The sequence below is a fragment of the Acidipila sp. EB88 genome (assembly GCF_003858395.1).
In the GTDB taxonomy this organism is placed as follows: domain Bacteria; phylum Acidobacteriota; class Terriglobia; order Terriglobales; family Acidobacteriaceae; genus EB88.
Window position 1 is genome coordinate 2107565 of the sequence record NZ_QWEV01000005.1, and the last position, 20402, is coordinate 2127966.

The following is a 20402-nucleotide window of genomic DNA, read 5'->3' on the forward strand; positions in this document are numbered from 1 at the left end:
CTCCTCGGAACAACACGACCCCAGGCCTGATACTGGGAGTGGTTACTTCCACCTTTTATGGCTCAGGTTTCTTCCCCCAACGCACCTCGCCCGCGCCCGGCACCGGTCTCGCGGGTTCTCCTCACGGCGCTGCTGCTGGCGATCGCTGCCCTTTGGGCGCTGCACTGGGTCCACCTCCAGGCCGACTTCCCCAACAACTCGCCCTGGATGGACTACAGCAAGTACACCGACGAAGGCTGGTACGGCAAAGCCGCCATCGCGCAGACCCTGTTCGGCCACTGGCGTGTGCCCGGCGACCTCAACACTGCCGTCGCCCTGCCCGTCTGGCCCGCGCTCGAGTGGCTGGCCTTCCGCCTCGCCGGCGTTTCCGCCGACACCGCGCGCGCCCTGGCCCTGCTGGTCTTCGCCGCCGACCTCGCCCTGGCCTACGCGGTCCTGCGCGCCGCCCGCTCCACCCGCGTCGCTGCCGCGTCCGGCGTGCTGCTGCTCGCGGGCAGCATGTACCTATGGTGCTTCAGCCGCCTCGCTATACTGGAGCCATTGCTGGCCCTTTGGATCCTCGCCGGCTGGTGGCTCGCCCTGCGGCTTCCGGGCCTCGGCGTTTGGCTCGCAGGCGGCCCGCCTGTAATCCCGCTCGCGACGCCGACCGCCAACTACGCTGCCGTCTCGCCCGCCAGCCCCTTGGCCCCGGCTTCCCTCCCGCAAACGCTCGCCTCACGGCTCACAGGGCAGCCTCTGGCTGGCGCGTCCGGTCTCCGCGACACGCCCGAACTTCCACCGCAACACCGCACACTGGCACTCTGCGCCATCGGCCTGCTGGGCTGCCTCGCCGTGCTCACCAAGACCACCGCGCTGTTTCTGCTCCCTGCCACCGCCGCCATCATCGCCGCCGCCGCCGGCTGGCAGCTCCGCCGCACCCTCCGTGATCTGGCCATCGCCACCGCCGCCGGCGTGCTCCCCTGGCTGGCCTACTACGTGCTGGTAGCCCGCCGCTATCTTGTCGACTTCCGCTACTTCTTCGCCGCCAACCACTGGCCGCCGCCCGTGGGCGTCCGCGCTCACCTGCTCGCCTACTGGAACGCCGTGCACGATCTCATCTGGGTCGGCCCGAACCAGGTTCTGGTCACCACGATGCTGCTGGTGCTCGCCCTGTGGCTCGCTCCCGGCTTCCGCCGTCACCCGCTCCTGCAGGCGTCCGTGCTCAGCAGCGCAGGCTTGATCGTCTTCATGGGCTGGCACAACAGCCCGCAGCCCCGCTACTACATCGTGCTGGCCTACCCGGTCGTGTTCGTTGCGATCCTCGCCATCGAGGCACTCCTGCGAAATCCAGGTCGTCGGCACCGCGTGCTCGCGGGCATGGGCATCGCCGCCCTGGCGCTGGTGTTCCTGCGCGACAGCTACGGCAGCCTCTGGTACGCGCGCCACCCCGAGTACACCCTGCGCGACGCTGCCACCGCGCTGACCCGCTACATCGACACCCATCCCACCCAGGGCAGGCGCCTCCTGCTCTCCATCTCCGGCGACGAGATCACGCTGATCACCCATCTCCCGGCCGTGTGCGACGACTTCGGCTCCGACCCGCTGCCCGACCGCATCCGCCGCTACCAGCCCGGCTGGTACGCCGCCTGGAACGAGGTCGACCCCGGCACCCTCGAGGACATCCAGTCCGCGGGCTACTCCATCCAGCCCGTCGCCCACTGGCACGCCTTTGACGACGAAGACCGCGACGACCTCATCCTCTACCGCATGCTTCCCGCTACCCACCCCGCGCCCGCCGTCACCGAGCCGCAGCCCTGACCCGAGCCGCAACCCGCCCAACAGAAAAAGCCGGGCCCCGAAGGAAAGCAGAAAACCGCTTCCATCTAGAGCCCGGCTTTTACCCCGTAATTTCTTTATCCAGCCGCCAGCATCGCAGCTAAACCGGGTGCCCCATGTCCCGCTTCCGAGACGTGGGAACCACCAGGCCAGCCCGGTCTACCGAACAGGCCGAGCCGGCGCACCCTTGCGATCCGCATCGATATGCCGGCCAAGCCGGTACACCAACCCCACCGACAACCCGAACTGTTCCTTGAAGTCACCCTTGCCCGTGCTGCTGTAATCCGTCAGCACCGCATCCGGCGAGATCCGGAACGCCAGCCGCGGCGAACGGTTCAGATCGATCGAACCGCCGATCGCACTGCCAAACGCCAGCTGGTTATCGAACAATCCCACCTCGCCCGGCGTCACCGGGTTGCCAAGGTTGTCCTTGCCAAGGTCGGAATCGAACTGGCCATACGTACCGCCAAACAGGGCATGCAGGCTGATCGAGCCATGCTCATTCGCCACCAGCCGGTACTGCGGGCCAGCCATGAACATGTACGAAGTCACCGCCGGACCGCGCACGCCAAAGTCGTTCGGCGTCACACCGCTCGTGCCGAAGTAGCCGCGCACGTTCGCGTCCGCCGACCATTTGTGCGTAAAGTAGCGCGCACCCTGGATATCGAAGCCGCCCAGGTTCGCACCCTGCAGCAGCGAAGGGCCCGCGTCGAAGTGCGAGTACGCCACGCCGCCGTACACCTCGTACCGGCTGTTGTAGTCCACTCCTGTCAGCGTGCTGTTCGGCGCGACCACGGGCGCGTGATACTGCGGCGCCTGCGCGTACGCATCCCTGCCGTACGCGCCAAGCGCACCCAGGGCAACAAGCGAGAGGCCGATCCGGCCGGCAGAGCGAAGCAGTCCGCGCAGGTACGTGCGGCGCGAGCTGCTTGAAAACGGAGCGCGGCCAGAAGCCGCGGACAAAACAAGGGGTAGGCGACGAAGCAAAGAACCGGACCTCCAGGTACCAGCCTCCACTTTACATCGCCCCTAATGGCTGTGCGCCGATCCTGTAGGCTTGAAAGCTATGGACCGGGAGAAACAGGCGCGAAAACGCTTCGCCGAGAAGAAGTGGGACAGCCTTGAGCAGATGGTGCTCGCCTACGCGGATGAGGCCATTCACATCGCCCGCTCTGACTTTCACGAAGAAATCGATCATTCCATCGCCTCGCTGCCACGCCTCGAGCGCATCCTCAACCGCCTCTGCCCGGCGCCCGAGCCCATCCCTTCCGGGGACAGCGACTGGCTCGTGCTGCTCTGGGGCTCCTATTTCGGTGAACTCCTGCGCGCCACCCACGGCGGCACCTGGGAGATGTCGATCTATCCCGGCACTGACTTCTCCGTGCCCGCTCTCGAAATCGGCGGCTCCTATCTTTACCCCATGATGAAGGTGCACCGCCGCCTCTCCCTCGGCGCCGCCGAAGAGCTGCCCGCCTTCTACGCCATGCTGCGCGCCCGCCTCGAAGCCCCCCGGCAAAAGCCCGCGCAATAGCCGCCCCAATCCACTTCGGCCCTGTGGTAATGCCCATGCGGCAACATCAGTGCTGGATATGAGATACTTCGCCTTGTTGGAGGAAAGACCCGCACACGGTTCCGCGGGCAGCCCCTTATATGTTCGATAACCTGTTCCAGCCCTCGCACCTGATCGTGATTCTCGTGATCGCTCTGCTGATCTTCGGCCCCCGCAAGCTTCCCGAGCTGGGCAAAGGACTCGGCGAAGGCCTGCGCGGTTTCAAGCAGGGCATCAAGGGTGATCCTGAAGCCACCATCACCAAGTCCGAAGCCCCCAAAACCGAGCCTGCCTCCGAAGTAAAGTAGCTCCCTCCCGCACACCGGCGCCCGTGCACACTCCCGGGCGCCTGTGCCGCGCAGCATGCCATCTTGCTGCAAAACCGCTGTGACCCACTACTGAAACGAACACGCGTCCCGAAGGGACCGCCAGCCGCGCAGGCGGTTTCGCTTCAGGCCGCGATCAGCGCCACCGCACCCAGCGCCAGTCCCATCCCCACCGCCTGCAGTCGCGTCGCGCGCTCCCGCAAAAACAGCGCCGCCAGCACAATCGTCCCGCCCGGATACAGCGACGACAACACCGCCGCCACATCCAGCCGTCCGCTCAGTGACGACAGCATGTACAGCCCGTTTCCCGCCGTATCCAGCAATCCCGCCAGCGTCGCCAGCACCGGCAGCGACACGGCCCGCATCACCCACGCGCCGCCGTCCACCTGCGAAGGCTCCGGCAGCAGCCTGCGCCGACCTCGCCACAGCGTCATCCCTTGCGCCACCAGCGCCATGCACACCCCGCCCATCCTCGACAAGGTAAGCGCCCGCACCAGCGTCCCGGCCCCGCCATGCTCCCCGCTCGCGACGGACAGGTGCAGCAGCACCAGCTGCAGCCCGAACCCGCACCCGGCCACCATCGCAAACACCAGCGCCTTGCGCCCCGTGGCCGTGCCCGGCGGTGCCGGCGCATACGCAATCAGCACAATTGCCGCCGCCGCCAGAGCGAACCCGGCAACCTGCACCGGCGCCGGCGCTCCCTCGGTCCGGATGGCGATCACCACCGGCAGCACTGCCGTGAGCAGCCCGGCCAGCGCCGCAGCCAGCCCCATGGCTCCCAGCGACAGCGCCTCGTAAAACAGCATCAGCGCCACGCCACCCGTTACGCCCGAAGTCAGCCCGCTCAGCACCCCCGCAGCCGGCAGCACGGCAGGCAACGCCGCCGAAGCCGCCAGCAACAGCAGAAAGCTCACCCCATGCGCAATCAGCACCACGCGACTGGGCGCAGCCTTGCGCGTCGCCAGCCCCCCGGCAAAGTCAGCCGCGCCCCACGTGCCCGCAGCAAGCAGGCCCAGCAACACCGCCATCGCATTGGAAGAAAGTCCGATCAAGGCAGGGAAGTCCAGACGCAAAAAGTTGAATCGGCCACAAACGAACGCGCGGGGAATGCCGGTTCAGCATTCCCCGCCGCTCAGGTACACACGTCCCGAAGGGACCGCCAGCCGCAATAGCGCTCTGCGCCAGCAGGCGGTTCTATCTTTCGACTTACCGGCTGTTATTCGAAGGATGCGCCTGCGGATAGTACCCATCCGGCGCCACAATATCCAGCCCCGGGATCCCTTCCACCCGGACTTCGATCGTGTGGAACCGGTTCGCCAGCGTGCTCGCGTGGCTGTTGTAGATCAGCGTGTACTGGTTGCGCACCGAGTTCGTGATCTTGGCGAACGACATCTGGATGCCATTCTCCGACACCTGCGAGTCCAGCGTGCCGCCGGTCGCCAGCACATACTTCGGCAGCGCATTGTCCTTCATCGTTGGCAGCAGCGGCAGGTGGTAGCGGTCCAGCGTGCCCAGTCCCCAGATCGCCGAGTCGCCGACCAGCGTGCCATCGACCGAGATGTTGTTGCCCAGCAGGAATCGCACCACTTCCTTGTACGAGGCCTTCGATCCCTGCTCCTTGCCATCCGAGATGATGTACAGGATCTTCCTGCGATCCCTCGGCTGCTTTGCCAGCTCCGTCGCCGCCGCAAGGATCGCGTCATTCAACGGGTGGTACTCCTTGGGAGTAATCGCGAAGCCCACGTTCAACCCATGCTCCGGGCTGGTATTCGGGTCCATCTGCTTGTTGTTGATCACGATGCCGTTGTCCATCGGGCCACCCGGCGCAATCACGCCCATGTCGCGCCCCGGCGCCTTGGCCTGGGTCAGCGCCACGTTCAACCGCGCGCCCTGCGCCCCGGTAAAGTCCGTGATCATGCGCGTGGTGCTGTTGTAGCCAAACACCGCCACCGCGTCCGAAGGCGTAAACGCACCCGACACTGCCGAGAGGCTCTCGTTCACTCGGTTCATCACGTCCGCCGGCAGGCTCTGGTCAATCACGAACGCCACAGACAGGGGAAATGGATCGGTCGTGAAGTACACGATGCGCTGCCGCACCCCGTCCTCAAATACGCGGAACTTGCGCCAATCCAGCGACGGCACCAGGTTGCGCTTCTTGTCACGCACCGTCACCGGCACCACCACTTCGTTGACCGAGACGATCAGGTTGCTCTTCGCGCCCTGGCCCGGTGCCGGCAGCTCCGGCGCCTCTGTCTGGTTCGGTGTCGAATCGGTCGAGGTCACCTGGTTCTCACCGGTTTCCGGGTCGCCCCCACCGCTCGCCGAACTCGACGAGTTCGAGCCCGCTGCCTGGTTCACGCCCGGCCGCGCCGCCTGCACCGCATCCGGCGAAGGTGCAGCCGTAGTCGAGGCGCCCGGCTTGACCTGGTCCTTCAGGTCTCCCAGCGAGCTGCCCGCCTGCGGCGTCGGCGCATCCGGAATGGCGTTCGGGGCATTCGGAACCGTGCTGCTCTGCTGGGCAAACGCAGCGCTTCCAAGACTCACAAGCAGAACTCCAGCAATCGCAGCGTGCTTCACAGGCCTTTTCTCCTCAAAGTGCAACAGGTACTGCCACGTTCACAGCGCAGTCCCGCCACGCTTGCAAACCAGCTTTCTTCTAGATAGATGCCGTCTGTGCGTCCACCCGACAGGGAACAACGCGGAACGCGAACCTTCTGTACTGCCTTCCGCAATGCCGGGCCGGGCGGCACAACGGCCTTTCAATCCAAACGTCAGACTACCAGAGCTCGCAAGCGCCGAAACCGTCTATCCACCGCGCCCTGCAGGCTCCCGGCCCCGCCCACCCGCCGCGAAGTGGCCGGCAGCCGCGCAGGCGGTTCGCCGCCTTGATCCAGTCTTGCCCCTCACCCGTGGACACGCCTGCCCGCTTCATGGCATGGTGTCTCCCACCAGCCGTCCACAAGCTTCCCGTGCCAGCCGCGGCGGGTTGTATCCCGTTCCACACGCACGTGCCGCCGCCCAGGCCAAAGGCCCCCATGCCCTCCATCACCCGCCGCCGTTTCGTCCAGTCCGCCGCCACCGCAGCCGCTGCCGCCACGCTCCTGCCCGGTCGCACGGCGCATGCCAATCCCTTCAACCTCCCGCTTGGACTGCAGCTTTACTCCGTCCGTGAGCAGCTCCAGCGCGACTACTCCGGGACCCTCAAACAACTCCACGACATCGGCTTCCGCGAGGTCGAGGCCGCAGGCTTCTTCAAGCAATCGCCGGAAGATGTCCAGGCGGCCATGGCTGCCGCGGGCCTCCGCTGCGTCTCCGCCCACTACCCTTACGCCGAGCTGGACAAAGGTCTCGACGCCATTCTCGACTTTCACCGGAAGCTCGGCACTGCCCACTTCATCCTCTGTTCCTTCCCCGGCTTCCGCCCCGGCGCCTCGGCCGCCACGCTCCCCTACGGCCAACAGGTCAAATCCTTCACCCTTGATGACTGGCGGTGGAACGCCGAGCGCTTCAACACCTGGGGCAAGCGGATCCACGACGCGGGCTTCCAGTTCGGCTACCACAACCACACCATGGAGTTTGCCCCGCAGAAGGACGCAGCCTCCGGCGCCTCGATCATCCCGTTCGACCTGCTGCTCCAGCACACCGACCCCGCGCTCGTCGCGATCGAGCTCGACTGCGGCTGGGTCACAGTCGGCGGCGGCAGCCCCGAGCACTACCTCCGCACCTTTCCCGACCGCATCAAGATGCTCCACGTCAAGGACTTCGCCTCCGCGCCCGGCCACACCTCCGCCGACAATCCCCCACCCGCCGCCGAGCTCGGCCGCGGCACCTCCAACTACCCCGCAATCTTCGCCGCCGCTAAACACGGCGCCATTCAGCACCTCTTCATCGAGCAGGAAGACTACCCCGACCTCCCCTGGGCCGAAGCACTCCGCACCGACGCCCGCTACCTGCACTCCCTCAAACCCTGACCACCCGCCATCCAGCCCCCGCACTACGCCCCAACGCCCTCACCGCCGAGCCGCCAGGCCAACCACTGTTATCGCAACCAGGAAACCCTGTCATCCTGAGCGCAGCGAAGGACCCGCGGTTCACCCCGCCCCACCACAAACGCCGGGTGCCCCACGTCTCTCCCTGAGACGTGGGAACCACCCCTCTGCCCGCACCGATCCCCTCAATCCACCACCCCACCCAAAACCCACCACCCCACCTAAAACCCACCACCCCACCCAAAACCCACCACCCCACCTAAAACCCACCACCCCACCTAAAACCCACCACCCACCTAAAACCCACCACCCCACCTAAAACCCACCACCCCACCCAAAACCCACCACCAACACCCACTGAAGCCTTTCCCATCCCGAAACCGTCTAAGCTCACACCATGCGCCGTTTCGCCCTGCCTCTGCTCGCCCTTGCCCTCGCCGGAGCCGCTGCTCCGCTCACGCTCCGCGCCCAGTCGGCCCCATCCCCCGATGCTCCGCCGGTCAGCACCGCGCCCGCACAGGACGACACCCAGCAGAGCGCCCCCGTCACCACCCTGCGCGTCAACTCCAACCTCGTCTCCCTCTACTTCACCGTGAAAGACAAGCGCGGCGCCCTGATCCCTGACCTCACTCGCGACGATTGCGCCGTCTTTGAAGACAAAAAACAGCAGAAGGTCCGCAACTTCGAAAGCAAGTCCGACCAGCCCCTTACCCTCGGCATCCTGCTCGACACCTCGGGCTCGCAACAAAACGTCCTGCCCCTCGAGCAGCAGACCGGCTCCAACTTCCTCCATCGCGTGCTCCGCGACAAGGACGAAGCCTTCCTGATCTCTTTCGACGTCGACGTCAACCTCATCGAGGACTACACCAACAACGCCGGCACCCTGTCCCGCGCCATGAACAAGGCCGAGATCAACACCGCCGCCGGCAACGGTTCGGCCGGCATCCCCGGCCTGGGCCAGGGCACCATCCCCACCCAGGGCGCGCCCAAGGGCACTCTGCTCTACGACGCCGTCTACCTCGCCGCAGGCGACAAGCTCCGGCAGGAGACCGGCCGCAAAGCCATGATCCTGCTCACCGACGGCGAAGACCAGGGCTCCAAGTACCGCGTGCAGGACGCCATCGAGGCCGCGCAAAAAGCCAATGCCATCGTCTACGTCATCCTGATCGCCGACCGAGGCTTCTACTCCGGCGGCTCCATCATGCTCGGCGGCTACTCCGGCGACCAGCAGATGCACCGCATGGCCGAGGCCACCGGCGGCCGCGTCATCGACGTTGGCAACAACGGCAAAAAGCTCGAAGATGCCTTCCAGCAGATCGAGGACGAGCTCCGCACCCAGTACGTCGCCTCCTACGTCCCGCTCAACACCGACTTCGACGGCAAATACCGCGCCGTCGACATCCAGTGCAAGCGCAATACCGAGAACCTCAAGGTCCAGGCCCGCAAAGGCTACTACGCCGTCCCCGCCGACGAGGCCCAGTAGCGCAACGGCGTAGCCGCCCAAGCCGGCACCCACGCACACCAGCGTATGAAGCCCAGTCGCGTGCGCCCGGCTACCCTTTGCTCGAGGCGTGTCCTCTCAGAAAGCAGCGCTTTCAGGAGATTCCCCCATGCCACGTCCCTTCAGCTTTGCCCTTGCCCTCTCTGCAACGACCCTGTGCCTTGCTCTCGCCGCCCACGCGGCCGACGTGCGCACCGACTACGACCACCAGGCCAGCTTCGCCAATTACCACACCTACTCGTGGGGCACGGTGAAAACCGATAACCCCCTGTACGTCGACCGGATCAAGTCCGCCGTCAACGCTGATCTGCAGGCCAAGGGCTGGCAGATGGTTCCGTCCGGCGGCTCCGCCACCATCTTCGCTACCGGCAGCATCAGGAACGAGCAGCAGATCGAGACCATGTACAGCGGCATGGGCGGCGGCTGGGGTGGTGGCTGGGGCTGGAACCGTTTCGGCGGCGGGTTCGGCGGGGGCGGTTTAGGCGAAGCAACCACGACCACCACCCAGCAGCCTGTGGGTAACCTCGTGCTCGATATCTTCGACACCGCGAACCACCAGCTGCTGTTTCGCGGCATCTCCTCTGAGGACCTGTCGAAGAACGCCGACAAGAACACCAGGAACCTCAATAAGAACATCGACAAGATGTTCAAGAACTTCCCACCGAAGGGGAACGGCTAGCTTGCCCGCACAGCGCACCCGCACCATCGCCGCAGCCACGAACCTCCCGCACCACCGCACAGTGCCCGAGGCCACGCCTCGCCCCGGCGCGGCCTCGCATGGCCGCGCCGCACTCACGCGTATCGGGCGCATCCTCCCTGCGGCTGCCCTGCTGCTGTTCATCGCGCTCACCCCGCCCGCGCAGGCGTTGCCATTCTTCCCGCCCCGCGTCACCTCCGAGTACGACCACTCCGCGTCCTTCCGCAACCGCACCTACTCCTGGGGCGATGCGCGCATGGGCGTGCCGCTCTACGTCGACTCCACCCGGGCCCTCATCGATAAGGACTTCAAAAAGCGCGGCTGGCAGCTCGTGCCCTCTGGAGGCTCCACCACCGTGTTCCTGCTCGGCCACACCCCCGACGCCCAGAACGTCATCGACTACTACCACCAGCACGGCGACCTCTGGGCGCAGAACTGGAGCGCCCAGGGCTGGGGCCCCACCTGGAAGACCCACTACGGCGAGCTCATCTACAACGCCGCCGGCACTGCTGAAAACCACATCGTCTTCGACATCTTCGACACCACCACCCACCAGCCCATCTTCCGCGCCGTCACCGCCGAAGACCTTTCCGGCACCCCCAAAAAGAACAACAAGGACCTCGAGCGCCGCTTCAAAGTCATCTTCAAACAACTCCCCAAAAAGTAGTTTGTCGTTGCACGAGGACCCGCCATGAAGCGGCCGCTGGCCGCGCCGGCGGTCTTACGTCTGCTAAGCCCGATATCCTAGAACCCTGCTTATGAGTCAGTCCGAGCCACGCACACGCCTCCTGGTCCCGCTCGCCTTTGCCTGCGTGTACTTCTTCTGGGGCTCCACCTTCGTGGCCATCCGCTACAGCGTCGCGTTCCTCACCCCTGGCTTCGTTTCAGGCTTCCGCTACCTCGCCGCCGGCCTGATCCTGCTGGCATGGTTCGCCGTCCGCGGCACTACGATCCGCCTCACCCCGCGCGAACTCCTCCGCGCCGCCATCCTGGGCCTGCTGCTGCTCACCGGCAACAACGTCCTGCTTGGTTTCGCCGAGCGCTCCCTCACCGCCGGCTACGCCGCGCTGCTCACCGCCAGTGTGCCCATGCTCATCGCCTGCGCCGAGTCCGCAATCCCCGGCGGCCGTCCGCTCAACCGCGTCGGCTGGGCCGGCACCGCACTGGGCCTCGGCGGCCTGCTGCTGTTGCTGTATCCCGTGCTGCGTCGCGGCTTCGTGCCTCAGGGCGTCACCGACGCCGAGCGGGCGGTCTCTATCGGCACCGCCATCCTGCTGGTTGCCATTGCAAGCTGGGTCGTGGGCACGCTGCTCTCCGGCCGCATCCGCTCCACCGTCGAGCCGCTGCTTTCCTCCGCCTGGCAGATGTGCATCGCCGGTCTCGTCAACGTCCTCATCGGCACCGCGGCCGGTGGCTGGCGCTCCGCCCACTGGACCCCCGGCGTCATCGCCGCGCTTGCCTGGCTCACCCTGTTCGGCTCGCTGGTCGGCTACTCCGCCTACACCTACCTGCTGCACACGGTCTCGGTCGCCAAGGTCGCGACCTACGCCTACGTCAATCCGATCGTGGCCGTGCTGCTCTCGGCCCTGTTCCTGCACGAGAGCCTCCACGGTTCGCAGTGGTTTGCCATGGCCATCATCCTCGTCGCCGTGGCCACCATCACCGCCTCTAAAACAAGCCAGCAACCCGCGCGCCCGGCCGAACTGACGGAAGCCGCAGAAGCCGGCGAAGCCGGCTAAGCCCCAGCCGCCAGGCACCCGCGAGTCCCGCACAGAAGCGGGTGCCCATGTCTCGCGTCTGAGACGTGGCAAGCACAACACCCGTCAGCGCCTCGTTCCGGCACCCCGGACGGCGGCAGGCATCTTACCCGCGATCCCGCAAACTCTGTGACACGCATAAATATGCAAGACGAAAAATCACAAAACGCAAATGACGCGTTATTTGCTGCATACTTATGCATCAACCTCGAAAGCACTGCATAAATATAAAAATGGCTTTTCGCAAGTGACACAAAAACAGGCGCATTTTGCGCCTGTTTTTGGCACAAAATGCACCTGTGTGCACACCCTGTTTCAGTCCGCCGCAGCCCACGCGGGCGACTTCGGGCGCCGGCCCGACCCTCCCCCGTTTGGGGCAGAGCGAGCCAGCCACCGTCTACCCCATTCGGGCTACAGCCGGAGCGGTCCGGGCCTCACCCGGGACCGGGCTCGCTCTGGGCAACAACCCGCCTACAGCGTCTTCTTGGTCAGGTACCAGCTCTGCACCTGCAGCCCGTCGCCAGTGCTGTTGACCCGCTTTTCCGCGTCCGCCACCGTACCCGGGCTTGGCACGATCACCTGGTCGCCCGGCTGCCAGTCCGCGCCGGTCGACACGCCGTTCTTGTCCGCCGTCTGGATCGCCTCGAACACCCGCACCAGTTCATCCACCGACCGGCCCAGCTGCGGCGGATAGTAGATGATCGCGCGGATCTTGCCCTTGGGGTCGATCGCAAACACCGCGCGCACCGCCGCCGTATCCGACACCGCCTCATGCACTAGCCCGTAGGCCATCGACACCTTGAAGTCCAGATCGGCTACCAGCGGAAACTTGATCTTGGCGCCGCCCATCTGCTCCATGTCGCGCACCCACGCAATGTGCGAGAACACCGAGTCGATCGAAATCCCGATCGGCTGCACGTTCAACCGGTCCCAGTCCGCCTGCCGCTCGGCAAACGCGATGAACTCGGTCGTGCACACCGGCGTAAAGTCCGACGGATGCGAGAACAGCATCACGTACTTGCCCTGGGAGGTGTAGTCACTCAGCTTGATGACGCCATGGGTGCTCTTGGCCTCAAAATCAGGGGCCTGCTCAAGAATGCGGGGAATTCGGGATTCAGCGGTGATGCTCATAGGTCTCCATTCCAGCTTGTAAGGGCAATGGCCGCTCGACGCAGGCGTCGCGCGGCTTGGGTTCATCTCTACTCGTACCAGACTACTCAACGCGGTGTCTTGCGCGACACGCTGCGCTTCGGCCTTTTCCAGCAGCAGGCGCGCTTTGCTCCGGGCCCCGCTTCGTGGCGGGTATGGCAGGCAGCAACGCGCGTTCAATGCCCGCCGCAGGGCACTCGGTTCCTCTCAAGAGATGCAGCCGCCGCAGCAAGGTTCCCCGAAAATTCAGCCCTTCGGCTGCTTCCGCAGCGAGGATCCGCCCACCGCCGTCTGGTAAGCAGTGCCACCTCGAATCACTCGATCATCCGCGCGCCCTGTACGCCGCGGCGGTCCCTCCGCTTTGTTCGCATGCGCCCGGGCATGCCCGCGCAACCCACGCGCCACGCGTTCTGCAGCCGCCCGAGACACACCAGGTGCCTCCTGACAGCCCTGCTTGTCCGCGCCTCAGGAGGGACCTCCAGCCCGGCGCCTCATGTTCACCCGCGAGACGTGCGCACCAGCCGGCCGAGCCCTGTTCCCGGCAGCCACCACCTTCGCGCCCACGGAGCCCCACCCTGTCTCCGCCGCCGCCGCCGCCGTGGCGCCTCGTAGAGTCTCGGTAACGGTCAAGCCCTGCGTCACGCGCCCGGTACGCCGCCGCTTAGCATACGGGTAGTCCGGCTGCGTCCACCATCCGGCCACGAGGAGACCGCCCAACCATGCCGCGCCCTTACCCCTACCTCCTGCTCGATGTGTTCACCGACACGCCCTTCGCCGGCAACCAGCTCGCCGTTTTCCCCGACGCCCACGGGCTCACCGACGCGGAGATGCAGTGTCTCGCACGCGAAACCAACCTCTCCGAAACCACGTTCTGCCTGCCCACCCCCGCGTCCCTCGGAGGCGCCGAACCCTTCCGCGTGCGCATCTTCACCGTCGACGAGGAGCTGCCCTTCGCCGGCCATCCCACCCTCGGCACCGCCGCCGCCCTTCGCTGGACCGTGCCCGCGCTTCGCCATGCTGCCGAGGTCAGGCTGGCCCTCAATGCCGGCGTGGTCCCTGTACGCTACGCCGAAGCCTCGCTGCCGGCCGTTCCGGACCCCCACCCCACTCCCTCAGGAACAGTACCGCTCCCGCCCGAAGCTCCCGCCCAGTCTCTCCCGTGGGGCCAGCCCTTGCATGGTGAGATGGAGCAGCCGCTTCCGCGTTTTGGCCGGGAGCATGACCGCGGGGCTGTCGCAGCAGCATTGGGGCTGCCGCTCTCCGCCCTCGACCCGACAAACCCCGTCCAGACCGTCTCCACGGGCCTCCCCTTCGTCATCGTGCCCCTCAGCAGCCGCACGGCCCTCCGTGCGCTCCGCGTGCCCCAGCAACTCGCCCAGCCCTACCTGGAGGCGACCGACGGCAAGTTCTTCTATGTCATCGCTCCCGGCGACGAGAACGAACGCGGCAATGCGATGAGCGAAGCGGCAAGCCAGGCCGGGAGCAGCGCTGCAGCCGACTCACCGCACTGGTATGCCCGCATGCAGTTTTACGGCGGCGAAGATCCCGCCACGGGTTCTGCCGCCGGCTGTGCCACTGCCTACCTCGTGCAGCACGGACTGGTTCCCTCCGGCACAACCGTGTACTTGCACCAGGGAAGTGACATCTTGCGGCCCAGTACCCTCCGCTGCTCGGCAGTCCTTCCGTCCAATAGCGAACACTCGGGTCAGATCCGTCCACTAATCCCATCCGGGCATTACGTTCGTGTAGCTGGAAGCACCATCCTTGTGGCACAAGGACGCTTTTTCCTTCGTTGATGCACACCCCTTCCACAGCCTCCCACCTGCGTTGTAGGTGGGCGCAGCCCTATTTGGCCTTGTTTTCCTCTTATGCAAGTGCAAAGTGCCTGTGGCTTTCGCCTCCTGTTCGCAGTTGCGCACCCCGTGGCACGCCCGTAGTCTGAGCAAGCGTTGAGGAGCCAGCAACACGGCTTCGCATTGCAACTTTCGCCATTTCTCGACAACTGAGCTGAACAACCGCCCTCCGCCGGCACACGCTGCGGTCGGTCGCTTGTGTCTCCGCCGTCTGGATTGTCCAGATGGTGCGGACCCCTGCGTTCCGCCACAGAATGCTGCTGAGCCCAAGGCATTTGTTCCCCTGCCCGCTTCCGTTCGGCGCCGAATCGCCCGGGGAAAGCGCAGCACCGCCCTATGGCCTTTTTGTGGGAGCAACCGCTCCCACAAACGGGTTACGGCGCATGCGCCCCCTCCTGGCCCAAAACACGTCGCCGCGCGTAAAGCGCGCGGCCAACCAAACTCCTTCCCGGGAGCTGCGCCCCCACTTGCCCAAAAAGCAAGGGCAGCCCGGGCAGCAAGCAGAAAAGAGCAGATGCGATGCGACCCAGAAAAGTGATTCTCCTAGTAGACGGCAACGAGCAGGCCCTGAGCGTGCGCAAGTTCATGCTGGAAACACGCGGCTACCGCGTGGTGGAAGCAGCGACGGCAGCCGAGGCGCTGGAGCGGTTTACCCAGGGAGGGATCGATCTCGTCGTGAGCGACCTCCTGCTGGCGGGCATGGATGGAAACGAGATGGTGCGTCGCATGAAGGCCGAGTCGCCGGACGTACCGGCCCTGCTCGTGAGCGCCACAGTGAAGGAGTTTTCGCGCGCAGAAGCGGCTGATGCGTTTCTCCCCAAGGGAGCGTTCTCGCCGAGTGAGATGGTGGAGCGCATCCGCGTGCTGCTGGTGCGCAAACGCGGACCTAAGCGCGCGACGATCCCCATGCATCAGCCGCTTACGGGCAGCATGGGTGCACACGCCTGAGCTGGTCCGCCTTCGGCACGCGGTTGTTCGCTCCGGGTGCGGACCGAAAGGTGCCTGGAATCGGCAAGCACTGCGGCAGCCTCGGCGTTATGACCTAAACTGCTAGAGTGACCTCCACTGCCGTTCTGCCGACATCGCCTTCTGCCAACGCCCCCACCATCATTGAGGCCGCGCACCTTGGCAAGACCTACCGCATCGGCAAGCTCGAGGTTCCGGCTTTGCAGGATGTCTCCTTCACCGTTGCGGCGGGTGAGTTTGTGTCCATCATCGGGCCATCCGGAAGCGGCAAGTCAACGCTGTTCTACATCCTGGGGGGCCTGACCAGCGCCACCAGCGGCCAGGTTCGTATCGACGGCGTTGACTTCGCAGCGCTCTCCGACAGCGAGCGCACCCGGATGCGCAAGTCCAAGATCGGTTTTGTGTTTCAGAAGTTCAACCTGCTACCCACGCTCTCCGCGCTGGGCAACATCGAGATCGCCTACGACATTGCAGCCCCGGGCGCACCGCTCGACCGCAAACGACTGCAGGAGCTTGCCGAGATGCTGGGCATCGCGGGACGTCTCAAGCATCGCCCGTCAGAGCTTTCCGGCGGTGAGCAGCAGAGGGTCGCGATCCTGCGCGCACTGGTCACGAAGCCTGCCATCATCCTCGCGGATGAACCCACCGGAAATCTCGACACCAAGAACTCGGACGCTGTGCTGGAAATGCTACGCCACTCCAACAAGGTATTTGGGCAAACAGTGTTGATGATCACCCACAACCCCGAAGCGGCCGCCTTTGCAGATCGCACCCTACAGATGCGGGACGGCGCCATGCACCACCAGTAGCTCCCGCTTTGCACGCTGCATCAGCACTGAGTCCTAGTGTGCTCTACAGCGCGGTCCTGAGTTCGTCCGCGAACGCGCCCACGGGGTTTGAGACTGCTTTTTGCGCGATTGTGCCGAAGGACTCGCCACGGCGATACATCAGGTAAGCGGCAGCGGCACCGGACAGAATAGTTCCCCAGAAAAACAGACGTTTCATTGATCTCTCCTTGGGACGCGCGGACGCGTCAATGTTCAAAAAGGTAGATGCCGCCAGTGGAGAGACGCGTGGTGTACTGCTTCAGGAAAAGAGAGCAATCGTGAGCAGAGGCCGTCAGCCTGTCAAAGTTGACCAAGGCTGCGACCTTCGATAGACTTCAACTTGTACCAAGCGGGAGTAGCTCAGTGGTAGAGCATCGCCTTGCCAAGGCGAGGGTCGCGGGTTCAAGTCCCGTCTCCCGCTCCAGTCGCTTCACCTTTCCGAGTGTTTCCCGGTTCCTGTGAAGTGGACTAATGGTACCGGCAGGTTCAGTGGTCGTTCGCTGAAACCGCCACTCGATCATGGCGCGGTACCCAAGTGGTAAGGGAGAGGTCTGCAAAACCTTTATGCGCCGGTTCGATCCCGGCCCGCGCCTCCACTCCTCTGATCCCTTCTTCCCTACAGCAGATCGAGCTTCTCCTCGAAGCGCATGCATTGAGCCCTGGCTCTGCGGCGCTTTTTTTCGGCAGCATCTTCCCCCGCTCCTGAAGGCTCAAGCAAGTGCTGCCTATTGGTAGCAGCCAGGGAAAGTGCGCGCCGTTTGAAGGCGAGCGCCAGCGATCAGCTGGCGCGTGTAGCTTCTCAGTGTGCGGCGTTCGGTATCGTCTGGGCCGGCGCCGCGGTGAGGTGGTCATAATTCATGATGGCGTTGAACACCAGGGCATAGGTGCCGATGGTTTCGCCGCGATAGATAGGATCAATCGCGAACAGCAACACGTTGCCAGTGCCCAGGTGTGCGTCCACCACGGCAGCATGCGCGGCAAGCGGCTCCGGGTTTTCAAGCAGGCCGGAGAGTAGAAGATTCTTTGTATCGGCAAAGCGAAGCACAACCTCCGGCCGCTGGTTCTCCGGAATCACGAAGGGATTATTCCGAAGCTGCTCTTCGTTGAGCGGCACGGGCTGCCAGGCCTGCACGCTAGGCAGCACGGGTGTTGTTTCGGGAGTGCGATCTTCGGGGGCGTCTTCGTCATTGGGGCCACCACGGCCTGTCACGCGGTGCGTATTTTTCTCGGTCGGGATCTGCGCGTTGCCGCCGCCAGCCGTGTTGCTGACATTGAATGCCAACCCACTCGCAGAGTAGACCGGCACACTGCCGGAGTAGCCCGCAGCGATGAGCCCGGGCTTCACCGTGAGCGCTCCAAGAATGCTGCCCGTGAGCTTCACCGTGCTGGTAGGAGCAACCGACACGCCAGGCGCAAGCCCGCTCGCGATTGCGAACTGCGCGGAGTCTTCGCTGGTGATGAGCAGGCCGCCTTGCCTGACGAACGATCGCAGGTGCTCAAGACCAAGCGTGCCGAGACCGGGCCGCATGTCTGCCGTGGCATCGATGCGACCAAGATTGGGCGTGAGTGCCGTGGTCTGCCATGGGAGCGGGTTGCCGTACATGGGCAGGCCGTCCAGGATGCTTTGCGCCGAAGTGCGCCCGGTGACCGGAGCGAAGACGATCACGTCATACTTGCTGCGCAGGTCGCTCTCGCCGGCAGCTGTCTGCGTGCTGATGTAGCTGTATGGAATGCCGAGCGTGTCGAAAGCTTCGCGCCACCAGCCCTCGGTCTGCGTGGCGAGCCACGTATGCATCATCGCGATGCGCGGCTGGTGATCGAGGGTGTGCATCTTGACCGTGGGTAAAGACGCGAGGCTCGCAGCAGGTTCGAGACCAAGATCATGCAGCTTGGTGGTCCAGCCCGTGTCGGCATCGCGAATGCCCGAGACCAGCATGGAGCCGGCCGCCAGTGTTGTGCCGTTCACGGTCGCCGGCTCATCCAGCACTGCGAACGTTGCTTTTGGATATGCATAGACAAGGCTCAGCAGGTTGATCTGGCCTGTATTGCTGAACGCCCAGATGGCACGGTGCGTATTGTCCAGCGCGGACGGCGCCTTCTCTGCATCGGCGACATCGACCATTGCGGCGCGCATCGGAACTCGCAGAATGGCAGGGTCGGTCACGCGGGTGACCTTCGCATTGAACAGCAGGCTGAACGACCAGGCGGTGTCGTCGTACGGCGTTTTTTGCGGATCGTCGGGTGACCAGTACTGCCGGTCCAGCAGCGCATCGGCTGCACGCGCGTAAGGCTGATCCATGCGCACCACCCATGAACCAGCCGCGAAGGTTGCCTGCGTAGGGGCCGCTGCGGGGGTTGTGGCGGTGGGCTTGGGAGCGTTCTCGTTGAGGCTTGCGGCACGGTCGGCAGCGCTTACCAATACGGTTGCTGCCTCGGTAAGTTGCGAAATCTCCACGTGTTGCTTGCTGAGCGTGCGCAGCAGCGCGAGCTGGCGATTGCGATATGCAGGGTCTGCGGCAAGCACATAAGCAGCAGGTCCGGAACTCGTGGGCTTGGCGATCGAGCGCTTTGCTTTCAGGTAGTAGTTATCCAGAAAGTGCTCGCGGTTGTTGACGAAATACGACAGGGTGGAGAGCAGCGCTGACTGCTCATAGTTGTTGTTGTCGCGCTGCGACCATAGCACGCTTGCATTGGGCGGGTTCTGCCGGTACCAGGTGCGGGCGTACTCGTCGGGCGTCAGGATGCGCTTGACGGTATCGGCGCCCCCGTTGCCGAAGGTCTCGTAGAGGCGGCTGATGCCGTTGTGCATGCCCGCGAGAAACATCAGGTAGCCGGGGCTCCAGGTATCGAACTCGCCATGCGTGAACACGCCCGGCATGCCGAAGTTCTGCATTTGCCCGACGTTGTTCCATCCGAGGGCCGCCCACTCATCGGCCAGCAGGGGATCGATCCAGGCGTTGTATGGTCCATCGCCCACCGTGTTGTCGTACAGGAAGGGCACGGACTCGTGCAGGTCATGCAAAACCTGCGCATGGAAGTTCAGAAACGTATCAAGCACGTGCTGTGTCAGCGCGAGCGTCATCGCCATGGCGTCGCGATTGTTGTCGTGCGCTACGTAGTGGCCCCAGTACACGAGTCGGGGATAGGTCTGGTTCGGGTGTGCGAGGTGCCACTTGTATACGTCCACCATGCGGTCGCGTCCATCCACCTCGACCACCGGCGTAATCAGCACCACCATGTGCTGGCGGATGTACTGGATGTACGGCGAGTCATCGACCGCGAGACGGTAGGCCAGCTCCATCAGCGCGGTGGGTGCACCGGTCTCGGGCGAGTGGATGGTGCCGGTGATGTAGTACACGGGGAAGCTCTGCTTCGCGATCGTGGCTGCCTGCTCGTCGGTGATCCCGGACTTGCGCGGATCGGCCAGCTGCGCGAGCCGCGCATTGTTCGCGTCCATCTGCTCCAGCAGCGAAGCATCGCCGACAGCCGCGGCAATCATCTCGCGGCCTTCTTCGCTCTTGCCGATCGAGAACACTTTTACGCGCGGCGTCTTCGAGGCCAGCAGGCGGAAGTACTTGGTCACATCCTCTGAGTAGGGAAGCTTGCCGGGCGCCCCCGCGATATCACCAAGAACAGCTGCTGGTGTAGGCACGGTGTTGGAAGCGGGAAGGTAGTCGGTCAGGGACGAGTTGAAGTAAGGCTCGGTCGTGTCCTTCGCAATGGCCGCCGTGTATGCCTGGTCAACGGCCTGGTGTGGATCGCGCGCATATTGCTGCTGCATGGCAGCAGGCACCGCTGGCGCGGGTATTTGTGCTTGCAACGGTGCCATACCCGTGAGCATGGCAGCGACGGTAGCAACCGCAAAGAGATGTTTCAACACTTGGGAACTCCGGAAGGGGATCTAGGCTGCAATGGCTGCGGTCGTTGCCAGCCGCGAACTGCGCGTTGCCTGCAGAGTTCGCGGCTGAGTCCA

General features: G+C 64.7%; 17 protein-coding genes and 2 tRNA genes. 13 read left to right on the forward strand and 6 right to left on the reverse strand.

What is annotated here, in order from left to right; genetic code table 11:
- Nucleotides 1–57 precede the first annotated feature (57 nt).
- Entirely contained in the window at nt 58–1797 is a 1740-nt protein-coding gene (locus D1Y84_RS09370; protein ID WP_124848274.1) for a hypothetical protein, read from the forward strand.
- Nucleotides 1798–1974: 177 nt separating this feature from the next.
- On the opposite strand, the gene D1Y84_RS09375 is transcribed toward D1Y84_RS09370, so the two are convergent.
- Nucleotides 1975–2802: a hypothetical protein gene (locus D1Y84_RS09375; RefSeq protein WP_124848275.1), complete on the reverse strand. Its 828-nt coding sequence runs from the start codon at nt 2800–2802 to the stop codon at nt 1975–1977.
- A gap of 79 nt (nt 2803–2881) precedes the next feature.
- Here D1Y84_RS09375 and D1Y84_RS09380 point away from each other — a divergent pair, with 79 nt between their 5' ends.
- Together D1Y84_RS09380 and tatA are read left to right on the forward strand one after the other, a co-directional pair.
- A complete protein-coding gene (locus tag D1Y84_RS09380) occupies nt 2882–3346 on the forward strand; it encodes a hypothetical protein (protein ID WP_124848276.1) in 465 nt (154 codons plus the stop codon).
- Between the two features lie 119 nt (nt 3347–3465).
- Complete coding sequence (gene tatA, locus D1Y84_RS09385) at nt 3466–3672, forward strand: twin-arginine translocase TatA/TatE family subunit (RefSeq protein ID WP_124848277.1); 207 nt, start codon at nt 3466–3468, stop codon at nt 3670–3672.
- 143 nt (nt 3673–3815) lie between these two features.
- Here the strand turns inward: tatA and D1Y84_RS09390 are convergent, their stop codons facing one another.
- Complete coding sequence (locus D1Y84_RS09390) at nt 3816–4742, reverse strand: transporter (RefSeq protein ID WP_124848278.1); 927 nt, start codon at nt 4740–4742, stop codon at nt 3816–3818.
- A 154-nt stretch (nt 4743–4896) separates the two neighbouring features.
- Nucleotides 4897–6234, reverse strand: a complete 1338-nt coding sequence (locus tag D1Y84_RS09395; protein ID WP_158615406.1) for a VWA domain-containing protein — start codon at nt 6232–6234, stop codon at nt 4897–4899.
- 491 nt (nt 6235–6725) lie between these two features.
- On the opposite strand from D1Y84_RS09395, the gene D1Y84_RS09400 reads away from it, so the two are divergent.
- The 5 genes from D1Y84_RS09400 to D1Y84_RS09425 all read left to right on the forward strand — a co-directional run bounded on the left by D1Y84_RS09400 (nt 6726) and on the right by D1Y84_RS09425 (nt 11616).
- Nucleotides 6726–7661 carry a sugar phosphate isomerase/epimerase gene (locus tag D1Y84_RS09400; protein WP_124848280.1) on the forward strand — a complete coding sequence of 312 codons (936 nt, stop codon included), beginning with the start codon at nt 6726–6728 and terminating at the stop codon, nt 7659–7661.
- A gap of 415 nt (nt 7662–8076) precedes the next feature.
- Nucleotides 8077–9162 carry a VWA domain-containing protein gene (locus D1Y84_RS09410; protein ID WP_124848282.1) on the forward strand — a complete coding sequence of 362 codons (1086 nt, stop codon included), beginning with the start codon at nt 8077–8079 and terminating at the stop codon, nt 9160–9162.
- A 127-nt stretch (nt 9163–9289) separates the two neighbouring features.
- Nucleotides 9290–9859 (forward strand): DUF4136 domain-containing protein, encoded by a 570-nt coding sequence (locus D1Y84_RS09415; RefSeq protein WP_124848283.1) that lies wholly within the window; start codon nt 9290–9292, stop codon nt 9857–9859.
- A gap of 1 nt (nt 9860) precedes the next feature.
- Nucleotides 9861–10544 carry a DUF4136 domain-containing protein gene (locus tag D1Y84_RS09420; protein ID WP_158615407.1) on the forward strand — a complete coding sequence of 228 codons (684 nt, stop codon included), beginning with the start codon at nt 9861–9863 and terminating at the stop codon, nt 10542–10544.
- Nucleotides 10545–10635: 91 nt separating this feature from the next.
- Nucleotides 10636–11616, forward strand: a complete 981-nt coding sequence (locus tag D1Y84_RS09425) for an EamA family transporter (RefSeq protein ID WP_124848285.1) — start codon at nt 10636–10638, stop codon at nt 11614–11616.
- Between the two features lie 489 nt (nt 11617–12105).
- Here D1Y84_RS09425 and D1Y84_RS09430 read toward each other — a convergent pair whose 3' ends face one another.
- Nucleotides 12106–12765 carry a peroxiredoxin gene (locus D1Y84_RS09430; protein WP_124848286.1) on the reverse strand — a complete coding sequence of 220 codons (660 nt, stop codon included), beginning with the start codon at nt 12763–12765 and terminating at the stop codon, nt 12106–12108.
- 737 nt (nt 12766–13502) lie between these two features.
- Between D1Y84_RS09430 and D1Y84_RS09435 the strand changes: the two genes are divergently transcribed.
- The 3 genes from D1Y84_RS09435 (at nt 13503) to D1Y84_RS09445 (ending at nt 16411) form a co-directional block, all read left to right on the forward strand.
- A complete protein-coding gene (locus tag D1Y84_RS09435; protein ID WP_124848287.1) occupies nt 13503–14579 on the forward strand; it encodes a PhzF family phenazine biosynthesis protein in 1077 nt (358 codons plus the stop codon).
- Between the two features lie 576 nt (nt 14580–15155).
- Nucleotides 15156–15584 carry a response regulator transcription factor gene (locus tag D1Y84_RS09440; RefSeq protein WP_124848288.1) on the forward strand — a complete coding sequence of 143 codons (429 nt, stop codon included), beginning with the start codon at nt 15156–15158 and terminating at the stop codon, nt 15582–15584.
- A gap of 107 nt (nt 15585–15691) precedes the next feature.
- Nucleotides 15692–16411 (forward strand): ABC transporter ATP-binding protein, encoded by a 720-nt coding sequence (locus D1Y84_RS09445; protein WP_233581308.1) that lies wholly within the window; start codon nt 15692–15694, stop codon nt 16409–16411.
- Nucleotides 16412–16454: 43 nt separating this feature from the next.
- On the opposite strand, the gene D1Y84_RS18150 is transcribed toward D1Y84_RS09445, so the two are convergent.
- Nucleotides 16455–16607 carry a hypothetical protein gene (locus tag D1Y84_RS18150; protein ID WP_199726384.1) on the reverse strand — a complete coding sequence of 51 codons (153 nt, stop codon included), beginning with the start codon at nt 16605–16607 and terminating at the stop codon, nt 16455–16457.
- 171 nt (nt 16608–16778) lie between these two features.
- Here D1Y84_RS18150 and D1Y84_RS09450 point away from each other — a divergent pair.
- Nucleotides 16779–16853, forward strand: a tRNA-Gly gene (locus D1Y84_RS09450).
- Between the two features lie 97 nt (nt 16854–16950).
- Nucleotides 16951–17025: transfer RNA gene (locus D1Y84_RS09455), tRNA-Cys, on the forward strand.
- Nucleotides 17026–17228: 203 nt separating this feature from the next.
- Here D1Y84_RS09455 and D1Y84_RS09460 read toward each other — a convergent pair.
- Nucleotides 17229–20309, reverse strand: coding sequence for a M14 family zinc carboxypeptidase (locus tag D1Y84_RS09460; RefSeq protein WP_233581309.1), 3081 nt, complete (start codon nt 20307–20309; stop codon nt 17229–17231).
- Nucleotides 20310–20402 lie beyond the last annotated feature (93 nt).